The organism is Actinomadura atramentaria DSM 43919 (genome assembly GCF_000381885.1).
In the GTDB taxonomy this organism is placed as follows: domain Bacteria; phylum Actinomycetota; class Actinomycetes; order Streptosporangiales; family Streptosporangiaceae; genus Spirillospora; species Spirillospora atramentaria.
The window spans coordinates 525,097-536,116 of record NZ_KB907208.1 but is presented as its reverse complement, the minus strand read 5'-3'; the positions used below and the strand labels follow the sequence as shown (position 1 = coordinate 536,116).

Annotated in this window: 8 protein-coding genes and 1 riboswitch; of the genes, 2 read left to right on the top strand and 6 right to left on the bottom strand. The window is 73.2% G+C overall.

All coding sequences use genetic code 11. The features are described 5' to 3' along the window. Positions 1–29: 29 nt before the first annotated feature. Positions 30–1,883 (bottom strand): translational GTPase TypA, encoded by a 1,854-nt coding sequence (gene typA, locus G339_RS0102515; protein ID WP_019629501.1) that lies wholly within the window; start codon positions 1,881–1,883, stop codon positions 30–32. Between the two features lie 189 nt (positions 1,884–2,072). Continuing rightward, positions 2,073–2,207: riboswitch (cyclic di-AMP (ydaO/yuaA leader) on the top strand. A gap of 7 nt (positions 2,208–2,214) precedes the next feature. On the opposite strand from typA, the gene G339_RS0102510 reads away from it, so the two are divergent. Next, on the top strand, positions 2,215–3,204 hold the full coding sequence (locus tag G339_RS0102510) for a C40 family peptidase (protein WP_019629500.1): 990 nt from the start codon (positions 2,215–2,217) through the stop codon (positions 3,202–3,204). Between the two features lie 139 nt (positions 3,205–3,343). Then, positions 3,344–3,769, top strand: a complete 426-nt coding sequence (locus G339_RS0102505; RefSeq protein ID WP_019629499.1) for a hypothetical protein — start codon at positions 3,344–3,346, stop codon at positions 3,767–3,769. A gap of 34 nt (positions 3,770–3,803) precedes the next feature. Here G339_RS0102505 and G339_RS0102500 read toward each other — a convergent pair whose 3' ends face one another. The 5 genes from G339_RS0102500 to G339_RS0102480 all read right to left on the bottom strand — a co-directional run bounded on the left by G339_RS0102500 (position 3,804) and on the right by G339_RS0102480 (position 10,950). After that, on the bottom strand, positions 3,804–4,175 hold the full coding sequence (locus G339_RS0102500) for a (deoxy)nucleoside triphosphate pyrophosphohydrolase (RefSeq protein ID WP_019629498.1): 372 nt from the start codon (positions 4,173–4,175) through the stop codon (positions 3,804–3,806). Between the two features lie 121 nt (positions 4,176–4,296). Then, complete coding sequence (locus G339_RS32295; RefSeq protein ID WP_019629497.1) at positions 4,297–5,355, bottom strand: C40 family peptidase; 1,059 nt, start codon at positions 5,353–5,355, stop codon at positions 4,297–4,299. Beyond that, entirely contained in the window at positions 5,352–5,987 is a 636-nt protein-coding gene (locus G339_RS0102490) for a hypothetical protein (protein WP_019629496.1), read from the bottom strand. Before G339_RS0102490 ends, G339_RS32295 begins: the two co-directional genes overlap by 4 nt. Then, positions 5,984–8,449, bottom strand: coding sequence for a type IV secretion system protein (locus G339_RS40770; protein WP_019629495.1), 2,466 nt, complete (start codon positions 8,447–8,449; stop codon positions 5,984–5,986). Before G339_RS40770 ends, G339_RS0102490 begins: the two co-directional genes overlap by 4 nt. Next, the gene (locus G339_RS0102480) at positions 8,449–10,950 is read right to left on the bottom strand and encodes an ATP-binding protein (protein WP_019629494.1); all 2,502 of its coding nucleotides are present in this window, start codon (positions 10,948–10,950) and stop codon (positions 8,449–8,451) included. The genes G339_RS40770 and G339_RS0102480 overlap by 1 nt, the downstream gene beginning before the upstream one ends. Positions 10,951–11,020: the final 70 nt, after the last annotated feature.

Genomic DNA, 11,020 nt, shown 5'->3' with positions numbered 1-11,020 from the left:
CGGCCCCTTCTCGCATGCTCATGCGCAGATCAGCTACTGCGCTTGGTGCGGGCTCGGGTGCGCTCGCGGTCCTTGGCGGACAGCACGACCTTGCGGAGGCGGATGGCGCCGGGCGTGACCTCGACGCACTCGTCCTCGGTCGCGTGCTCCAGCGCCTCCTCCAGGCTGAGGATCGTCGGCGGGGTCAGCCGCTCCAGCTCGTCGCCCGTGGACGACCGCATGTTGGTGAGCTTCTTCTCCTTGGTGATGTTGACGTCCATGTCGTCGGCGCGGGAGTTCACGCCGACGATCATGCCCTCGTACACCTCGGTGGTCGGCCCGACGAAGAACGTGCCGCGCTCCTGGAGGTTGGTGATCGCGTAGGCCGTCGCGGCGCCCGCGCGGTCGGCGACGAGCGACCCGGCCTGCCGGGTGCGCAGCTCCCCGAACCACGGCTCGTACGCCTCGAAGACGTGGTGCGCCATGCCGGTGCCGCGCGTCTCGGTGAGGAACTCGGTGCGGAAGCCGATGAGGCCGCGCGCCGGGACCAGGAACTCCATCCGGATCCAGCCGGTGCCGTGGTTGGTCATCTGCTCCATGCGGCCCTTGCGGACGGCCATGAGCTGCGTGACGGCGCCGAGGTGCTCCTCGGGGATGTCGACGGTCAGGCGCTCGACGGGCTCGTGCTTCTTCCCGTCGATCGTCTTGGCGACGACCTGCGGCTTGCCGACCGTCAGCTCGTAGCCCTCGCGGCGCATGTTCTCGACGAGGATCGCCAGCGCCAGCTCGCCGCGGCCCTGGACCTCCCACGCGTCGGGGCGCTCGGTCGGCAGCACCTTGATGGACACGTTGCCGACCAGCTCGCGGTCGAGGCGGTCCTTGACCATGCGGGCGGTGACCTTCGTGCCCTTCTCGCGGCCCGCCATCGGGCCGGTGTTGGTGCCGATGGTCATCGAGATCGCGGGCTCGTCGACGGTGATGAGCGGCAGCGGGCGCGGGTCGTCGGGGTCGGCGATGGTGTCGCCGATCATGATCTCCGGGATGCCCGCGATGGCGATGATGTCGCCGGGGCCGGCCTCGTCGGCGGGCTTGCGGGTCAGCGCCTCGGTCATCAGCAGCTCGGTGATCTTGACCTTCTCGACGCTGCCGTCGTGGCGGCACCAGGCGACCTGCTGGCCCTTCTTGATGACGCCCGCGTGGACGCGGCACAGCGCGATGCGGCCGAGGTAGCTGGAGGCGTCGAGGTTGGTGACGTGCGCCTGCAGCGGCGCGCCCGGCACGTAGGACGGGGCGGGGATCGTGTCCTTGATCACCTGGAACAGCGGCTCCAGGTCCTCGTCGGCGGGCATCTCGCCGTCGCCGGGCTTGGTCAGCGAGGCGCGGCCCGCGCGGCCCGAGGCGTAGACGATCGGGAACTCGATCTGGTCCTCGGCGGCGTCGAGGTCCATGAACAGCTCGTAGGTCTCGTCGACGACCTCGTCGATGCGGGCGTCCGGCCGGTCGGTCTTGTTGACGACCAGGATGACCGGGAGCTTGGCCTCCAGCGCCTTGCGCAGGACGAACCGGGTCTGCGGGAGCGGGCCCTCGCTGGCGTCCACGAGCAGGACGACGCCGTCCACCATCGACAGCCCGCGCTCGACCTCGCCGCCGAAGTCGGCGTGGCCGGGGGTGTCGATGATGTTGATGGTCATGCCGTTGTGGCGGACCGCGGTGTTCTTGGCCAGGATCGTGATGCCCTTCTCACGCTCCAGGTCGTCGGAGTCCATGACGCGGTCGTTGACGTCCTGGTTCTCCCGGAACGCACCGGACTGCCAGAGCATGGCGTCGACGAGCGTGGTCTTGCCGTGGTCGACGTGGGCGACGATGGCGACGTTGCGGAGGTCATCGCGCGTGGAGAAGGGCATGCGGGCTCGCCTTGGGTGAGGTTTCGGGATCGCCGCAGACGCGCGGCGCCTATCAGTCTACTTGGCCGCGCGCGGTACCCCTCCCGGACGTCCGTCACACCCGCAACGAGTCCCCCGTTTGGCCATTTTTCCCCATTCTTTGTATGGTCCTCGGCAACCGGGCGTACCGTGCCCCTTGCTTCGGGGCCGCGTCCGGAACCGCCGAGTCCCCCGCGGGGGAGCCGGGGAACCAACCGGGCTCCTCGGGGTGAATCGACGCGATGTCGTAGGGCTTCTCCGGCCCGAACCCGTCAGCTAACCCGGCAGGCGGCGAGGAGAGGAGACACCGGCTTTGGCACCGGACCACCGGCGGCGCCGCTTTCTGGCGCCCTCCGTCACGCTGGCCGCGCTCGTCGGCCTGGGGCTGACCGGGCCCGCGGTCGTGAACGCCGCCCCCCTGGCGGCGCTGGCCGCGCCCAAGCCCACCGAGAGCGAGCTGAAGAAGCAGCTCGCCGACCTGAACGACCAGGCCGAGATCCTCACCGAGAAGTTCAACAAGACGCGGGTGGACCTCGGCAAGGCGCAGAAGGCGGAGGCCGCGGCGACCCGCACGGCGGCGGACCTGGAACGCAAGGTCGCCCCGGCGCGCGAGCAGCTCGCGCGGCTCGCCGCCGCGAACTACATGAGCGGCGGCCCGGACGTGCTGTTCGGCTCCGGCGGGCCGGACGGGCTGTCGGACACCGCCTACCTCGCGCAGAACCAGGCGGCGGTCGTCCAGTCCGCGCAGGCCGAGATCGACAAGGCCAACAAGGCCAAGCAGGACGCCGAGGCGCGCACCAAGCAGGTCGAGCAGGCCCGCAAGCAGGTCGAGCAGGCCCGCAAGGCCGCCAAGGCCAAGATCGACCAGGTGCAGGCGCAGCTCGACAAGCTGACCACGATCCACGTCCGCGACCCGCACACCGGGCTCTCCGCGACGATCAAGGGCTCGGACCTGCCCGCCAAGATGGCGCGCAAGGCGTACTCCAAGCTCGGCAGCGCCTACGTCTGGGGCGCGGCCGGACCGAGCACGTTCGACTGCTCGGGCCTGGTCGTGTGGGCGTACGCGCAGGTCGGCAAGCCCGGGCTGCCGCACTACACCGGCGACCTGTACCAGCTCGGGACGCATGTGAGCCGGGGGTCGCTGCGCTCCGGCGACCTGGTGTACTTCGGCTCGAACCTGCACCACATGGGCATCTACCTGGGGAACGGGATGTTCCTGCACGCGCCGTCCACGGGCGACGTCGTCAAGATCTCCCGGCTGTCGGACCGGTCGGACTACGCGGGCGCGAACCGGATCACCTGACCGGGTCCGGTGGCCGAATCCGGCCACCGGACAACACGGGAATACCGGACAAGCTGTACTCTCTCCCGGCGCAGTACGCGAGCGCCGTCCCCGCTGCCCCGGCGGACCCTGCGCTCGTCCCTCCCCCGAAGGAGTCCCGGTGAACCTCCGCAAGTCCGCGCTCGTCGCGGTCGCCGCAGCGTCCGCGCTGCTCCCGGTCGCGGCCGTCGCGGCCCCCGCCGACGCGCTCGCGCGGCCCGCCGCGGTCGCCGCCGCCCCGCTGCCGACGCAGGACCAGCTCATCGCGCTGGTGCTCGGGGCCTTCCCGCCCTCGATCGGCGCCGACGCGCTCCAGATCCTCGGCGGGGACTACATGGGCGGGCTCACCAAGCTCGTCGCGGACGTCCAGGCGCTCACCCCCGCGCAGCTCCAGGACATCGCGACCAAGCTGCTGAAGATCCTCGACCAGGTCCCCGGCTGGCTGGAGGGCCTGCTCGGCGGCCAGCTCCCCGGCGGGCTGACCACCGACGAGGCGCTCACCGCCGCGCTGACCACCACGCTGTCCGCCGGGCTCGCCCCGCGCTGACCCGCGCCCGGCCGGCCCCCGGCGCGCCCGGGGGTCAGCCGAGGTAGCGCGCGACCAGCTCCACGACCGGCAGGTCCCCCGGCAGCCAGCGGACGTCGTGCAGCTCGCCCGCCGCGAGCCAGCGCAGCTCGCGGTGCTCCACCGCGCGCGGCTCCGCGCCGTCCGCCAGCCGCGCCGTCCACACGCGCAGCACGCCGCCGAGCACCAGCGGCCAGTCGCCGCCGATCCGGTGCCCCAGGACGACGTCCACGTCCAGTTCCTCGCGGCACTCGCGGACCAGCGCCACCTCGTCGGTCTCCCCCGGATCGACCTTGCCGCCGGGGAACTCCCAGCCGCCCGCCAGCGCGGGCGGCTCGGCGCGCTGCGCCGCCAGCAGCCGCCCGCCGGAGATGATCGCCGCACCCACCACTATCACCGCTGCATCCTCTCAAGGAGCGCCGTGCCGCCGGTACCCCGCGCGCGGGGAGATCAACAGCGCCCGGCGGTCAGGGAACGCGTGCGGAGAGCCGCGCCCGGGCACCGGACGTTCAGCCGCCCGCCGCGAGCTGGGTGATCTTCTGCTTGAAGTCCTTGCGGGCCAGCGGCCGCGTCGTCCCCACCCAGTCGGGGCGGCGGTACGACTTGACGCCGATCGCCGGATTGCACGCCGAGCAGCTCGCCACGACCATCTTGCCCTTGCCGATCACCATGCCGACGTGGCCGGGGTTGTTCGGCGACGTCCCTGGGCCGGAGTTGAAGAACACCAGGTCGCCCGGCTGCTCCTCGCCCTTCTTGACCTTCACGCCGAACGGCCACTGCTCGAACGTCGTGCGCGGCAGCGCCAGCCCCACGGCCGCGTACGCGGCCTGGATCAGGCTGGAGCAGTCCCACGCGTCCGGGCCCGTCGCGCCGAACACGTACCGCTTGCCGCGCTGCGCGAGCGCGAACGCGAGGATCTTCTGGACGAGCGCGGACGCCTCGGGCGGCAGATCGTCGTCGTCGCAGTTCACCCCATCGGACTGGACGGCCTCGAAGTTCCCGGACGCGTACTTCTTCGCCCAGTCCAGCACGAGGTCCACGTAGTCGGACGAGTGGTTATACATGAAGATCGCGGTGCGCATCCGCTCCGGCGCGCCGTTGTGCTTAAGGTACTTGGCGGCGGTGGGGATCGCGTCGGCCGGGTCGTAGCGGTCCTTCTTGCCGTCCTTGTCGCCGTCCACGGCGAACGAGTCGAACGTCGGCTTGAGGAACTGCATCGGGCCGCCCGCCCCCGCGTAGTTCTCCCCCGACGTCACGCCCGGCTCCCGCGACATGCCGTGGTCGGTCTCGACCTTCCCGATGCCCGCCAGGACGTTCCAGGGGATGCCGTACTCCTTGCCCGCCGCCTTGTAGAGCTCCAGGTAGGCGGCGGGGATCGCGCGGGCGTCGGTCGCGGCGGCGGGCTGCGCGCCCGCCGCCGAGGTGTCGGTGCAGCCGCCGCCGCCCGCGCCGCTGCCGCCGAACAGGAACTGGGACGCGCCGAACAGCGTCGGCACGACCAGCAGCGCCGCGAACAGGACGGCCACGGCGCCGAGCGCGGCCGTCGCCGCGAGCCGCCGCCGGTTCATCCCGTGTCGCCCTTCTGGCCCGCGTCGGCGGGCTCGAAGGCGTAGACCTTCAGGGAGTCGCCGTCCCGGGTGACGGTCACGGCGTACTGGCGGCTGGACCGGCTGGTCTTGCCGTCGCGGTCGATCGTCTGCTTCGCCGTCACCAGGAAGATGATCGAGTTGTCCTCGATGTCGCGGACGCGGTCGAGGGTCGCGCCGCTCTGCGCGACGACCCGCTGCGCGCGGCGCTCGTCCTGGAGGCCGGGGGCCGCGCTGCCGCGCCGCAACTGGCCCAGCAGGTCGTCGGTGACGAGCCCGGCGAGCCGCGCCCCGTACGCGTCGGGGGTCTCGTCGTACCGGTACGTGCCGTACGCGGCGACGAACCGCTGCGCGATGTCGGCGGCCGTGCCGAACTCCCGCTGCGAGAACGGCAGCAGCCGGTAGATGTCGAACGGGCCGGACCCGACGGACCCGGCGATCCCCGGCGGCGGCGACGCCGGGCCCGCGGGCGCGGCCGACGCCGTCGTCCGCGCCCCCTCCGGCGCGCGGTCGCCGTGCCCGGACGGGGCCAGCGTGAGGTACACGCCGACGCCGCCGAGCACCGCGATCAGCCCGCCGAACAGGAGCTTGCGCTGGCGGTCGGTCGGGTTCACGGCGCGTCGTCGCCGTCGACCGGACGCAGCCAGAACGGCAGTGGCGGCTCGTCACCGCCGCGCCGCGCGCCCCACAGCGGGGGCGGCGCGGGCTTGCCGCCCTGCCCGCCGGAGCCGCCCGAGTTGCCGCCCGCGCCGCCGCGCGGACGCGGGACGCCGGACGCCGGGTCCTTGCCGCCGCCCTTGCCGCCGCCGCCGCCTCGGGACGGGGCGCGCCCGCTCCGGCCGCCGCCGGAACCGGAGCCGCCGCCGCTGCCACCGCCGGAACCGCCGCTCGAACCGCCGCGCCGTCCGCCGCCGGAGAACCAGCCGCCGCCACCGCCGGACCCGGAGCCGCCGCCCGAGCCGCCGCCGGAGCCGCCGCCGGAGCCGCCGCCGGAGTCGCCGCCGGAGTCGCCCGAGCCGCCCGAGCCGCCCCGGCCGGACCGCGCGGGCGGCCGCGCCGCACCGCCGCCGGACCCGCCGTCGCCCTTGCCGGACGACCGTCCGCCGGTCACGATCCCGGCCAGCCCGCTGCCCCCGCCGCCGGACGGCCGAGGCGTCGCACCGCCCGTACCGCCCGAACCGCCGGAACCGCCGCCGGACCCGGCCCGCGCGTCGGGCACCGTCGCGCGCGACGGCAGGTTCAGCGGCGGCGCCGCACGCCGCGCCCGCCCCTGCCCGTTCGCGGCCGCGCCGCCCTTGGGCCGCGCCGCCAGCACGGGCGCCGCGTCCGGCGACTGCGGGTCGCCCGCGCCGTTCGCCGTCACACCGGTGCGCCGGTCCAGCGTCCCGTCGCCCGCGTCGGCGGCGTCGCGCTTGGCCGCGCGCCCGAGCCGGTACCCGGCCGCGCCCGGCACCACGGCCGTCGCGACGCCCGCCGTGCTCTTGCGCGCCTCCATGATCGACTTCTCGAGATGGGCCTCGCCCTTCTCGCGCGACCCCGCCGCCGAGTAGCCCACCGCCGAGAACAGGTGCTGGAACGGCTTGCGGTACACGAACGCCGCGAACGTCACCAGCGCGATGAGCAGGATCTGCAGGCCCCACGGCAGCGTCTCGCCGAGGATCAGCCCGTACGCCCACAGCAGCAGCGCCAGCACGCCGATCAGCGCCGCCTGTTTCAGCAGCATCGACAGCAGCAGCTCCAGCCAGCGCATCGCGATGACCCGTCCGATGCCCGGATGGATGCCGATCCCGAGGAAGATCGGCCCCGCCACCAGCAGCAGCAGGAACGAGATCTTCACGACGATCAGCGCGATGGCGATGACCAGGATCAGCAGGCCCGCGACCAGCGCCGCGAACAGCGCCCCGAACGCGACGGCCAGGCGGCTCGTCCAGTTCTTGCCCTGGAACAGCGGGTAGACGCCGGCGTGCTGGTCCTTGATGTTCTTGGTGACGTCCTTGTAGGCGTCGGCCTTCTTCGCCAGGTCGACGTTCTGGCCGCCGTAGGTCTCCGGGAGGTCGACGGCCTGCGACCACAGCAGCTTGTCGGCGTTGTCCTTGACGACGGCGGCGTTCGGGTCCGTCGTCCCGAACTCGCCCATCAGCCACGGCTTGCAGACCAGCGCCACCCACAGGCCGTTGGCGTTGCGGGTCGTGGAGTCGACCTTCGCCGCCGCGCCCGGATCGGCCTGCCCGGCGGGCGCCGGGATGCACGTGCCGCCCTTGTCGTCGCTCTGCGGCAACGCGGCGTTGAACGCCGCGCTCGTCGCCTCCGACACCTTCGTGCCGAGCGTCGTGAAGTCCGCGGGCCGCGCGATCAGCCAGATCAGCGCGACCATCGCCGCGACCATCCACACGACGCCCTCGGTGACCTTGCTCGCCCGTTTGCGGACCAGCCCCCACCACGCCAGCCACATCGCGCCGAGGATCACGACCCACGACCAGTAGCGGGCGTTGAACGTCTTGCCCATGTTGCTGATGACGCCGTCGACCGTGCTCTTCAGCCAGCCGAGCAGCGACTCCGACGCCGCCGCCTGGTAGACGCTGATCGTCGTCCGGTCGATCGCGCGGACCAGCGTGAACGTCGTGTTGGCGAGGGCGTTGCCCATCATCGCCATCGCGTCCGAGCAGCCCATGTCGACCGCGTACCAGCTCTGTCCGGCGGTGCCGTAGCGGTCGTAGTACGTCAGGTCCTTCGCGGCCGTCTTGCGGAGCTTGGCGTCCGGGTAGTCCGGCGGCTTGATCAGCCCGTCCGTGCCCGACCCGTACTGCTCGGGCGAGGGGTTGTCGGCGGGCTTGCACGGGTCGCCGCCGAACGGGCCCGCGCCCGCCGCCGGAACGAAGCCCCCGACGAACAGGGCGACGAGCATCGCGAACAGCACCGCGAGGCTCGTCCGGCGCGCGCGGCGGCGCGGCGGCCGCGCCCGCCGCCCGATCCGCCGCGGGTCCAGCCCGCGGTCCGGCGCCGTCTGCAGCCCCGCCGGGCCGCGGCGGCCCGCGTCCGGCACCGCGCGGACGAGCGCGGCACGGAACCCGTTCATCAGTGGACCTCCTCGGCGTCGGCCCCCGCGGTGGTGAGCTCCGCCGGCCCCGGACGGGACCGCGTCGGGTTGGTGTCCAGCCAGCGCCGCAGGTCCTGCGAGATCAGGTCCACCCCGATCCGCCCGGCCCGCCCGTCGAGGTCCCGGAACACGCACTCGCCGTTGCCGAGGTTGCGCAGCACGGCCTTGTGCTCGTCCGACGACTCGACGCCGAGCAGCGACATCACGTTCCCGACCTCCACGCGCTCGGACGACCGGAAGGAGAACACCGACGACAGGCAGTTGGTGACCTGCTCGTTCAGCAGGTCGCCCGCGTTCTGCGAGACGAGGATCAGCGCGGTGTTGCGGGACCGGCCCATCCGCGAGACCTCCGGGATGAGCTTGGCGCCCTCCGGCGTGGAGGTGATCGCCCACGCCTCGTCCAGGAAGATCGCCTTGGGCAGCCGCCGGTCGAGGCCGTGCATCAGCCGCCGCGCGAACTGCGACACCAGGTACATCAGCGCGACCGACAGCCGCTGCTCGTAGGAGTAGTCCTCGCGGTTGATCGCGACGTCCGGCAGGGTGAGGCCGCCGAGGGTGAACACGGTCGTCCACCCGGCGGTGTCGATGCGCTCGCCGCCGGACGGGTCGAAGCACAGCCGCGCGAGCCGCATCTCCGACATCGACCGCAGCACCGCGCCGAGGTTCTTGGACGCCGGGTCGGGCGCGGCCTCCAGATGGTCGACGACCTTGCCGAGCGACGGCCGGGCGGCGTTGGCGACCGCGCCGACCGCCTGGATCATCGCCGACTCGCGCTCCTCCGACATGCGCGGCAGCAGCAGCCGCAGCGTCTCGGTCGCCATCGTCTTCTTGGCGGCGAGGTCGTCGCCGAAGGAGAACGGGTCGAGCAGGCCGGGCGCGGCCGACCCGAGCGGCAGGACGCGCGCCCGGCGGCCCCGCGCCGCCAGCAGCTCGACCAGCGACTCGGCGTCGCCCTTGGGGTCGATCGCGGCGATCGTGACGCCGCGCAGCGCCATCTGGTACAGCAGCAGCAGCGCCAGCGTCGTCTTGCCGCCGCCCGGCTCCCCGGTGATCGCGACGGCGGTGGGCCGGTTGCGGGCGGCCGCGACCAGCGGGTCGAAGTGGACGATCGACCGCGCCCGCCCCAGCGTCTCCCCGACGTACGGGCCGATCCAGCCCTCCCCCGCGTCGTCGGGCCGGTCGCCGAGGTCGACGGTCGCGACGGGCATCCCGCCCGCGATCGTCCGCAGGTGCTGCCGCTGGACGTAGGCGTTCAGCCTGATCCGGTCGCCCGGCAGCGACTCGCAGAACAGCGAGAACTGGTCGCCGGTCGAGTTGACGACGTCGATCCCGATGTCCCGGTAGTGCTCCACCACCGCATCGACGCGCTGCGCCAGCAGGTCCTCGGTCGGCGCGGAGACGATCAGCCGGTGCCACCCGTACACGAACGGCAGCCGCTCCTTGGTGATGCCGTGCTCCAGCATCCGCGCGGCCTCGATCTGCTCGGCCAGCGCGATCGGGGCCTCCGCGCCCGCCTCCCGGATGTGCTGGTCCATGTCGCGGGCGTGCGCGAGCTTGCGCGAGACGTCCTTGGACGCCTTCGCGGGCGGGACGAGCTTCATCCGCGAGCTGATCTCCACCGGGAACGGCAGCGCGTCGCAGTAGTGCATCCACGGCTCCCCGTCGGGGAACGGCATCAGCTCCGGGAACCGCGCGAACGACAGGTACGCGACGTAGGACTGCGCGATGGCCCCGCCGCCCGCCCCGCTGAAGTTCGGCTGCTCGACCCGCAGGTACGAGCGCCCGTTGTGGATCGCGCCCTCGACCAGCGCCTCGATCTCGCCGCGCCCCCAGGTGCGGCGCGGCACCGCGGACGGCGGCGGGTCGGCCAGCGACCCGGTCACCGCGTGCTGGAACAGCCACGCGACCTCGGTGGACGTGGCGTGCCGCGCGTACAGCGCCGACCCGCCGAGCGCCCGGCCGACCCGCTCGGCCTGCTCCCGCCAGCGCGCGATCTCCTTCTTGTCGATCGCGTCGTCCTCCAGGCCGAGGACGTTCTCGCTGCGCTTGTAGAGCCCGAGGAGCTGCGGCAGGACGCCGCCGCCGAGCTGCGCGCCCATCCCGCGCGGCCCGAGCCGGACGCCGAGGTAGACCTCCTTGGTCCAGAAGTCCTTCGCCCACACGTGCGCGTAGGACTCCTCCAGGTACTCGCGCCAGCCCGGCCCGCCGTCGGACGTGCGGTCCAGCGCGAGCGCCCAGTCCGCCGCCGGGTACGTGCGGTTGGCGATGCGCAGGTGGATCTCGGCGTCCTGCATCCGGATGCCCGCGAGCGCGATCGTGATGTTGGTGGCGAGGGCTTCGCGCTCCTCGCCCGTCGTGAACTCGTAGGAGACCGTGGGGAGGCGGAAGTACACCCACGCGGCCGTGTCGGTCAGCAGGACCCGGTCGTCGAAGTACCGGACGGCCAGCCTGCTCGACCGGGCCTTGGCCGCCCGGCTCACCGCGCCGCTCCGCGCGGTCCCGCCGCGGCCGCCACATTCCCGTGGCGGACCGGCGAGGCGACTGTCCCAC

Excerpts from the sequence above, each read along its gene's own strand:
- G339_RS32295 (WP_019629497.1), bottom strand. The coding sequence starts at position 5,355 with ATGAACCGGCGGCGGCTCGCGGCGACGGCCGCGCTCGGCGCCGTGGCC.
- typA (WP_019629501.1), bottom strand. The coding sequence starts at position 1,883 with ATGCCCTTCTCCACGCGCGATGACCTCCGCAACGTCGCCATCGTCGCC.
- G339_RS40770 (WP_019629495.1), bottom strand. The coding sequence starts at position 8,449 with ATGAACGGGTTCCGTGCCGCGCTCGTCCGCGCGGTGCCGGACGCGGGC.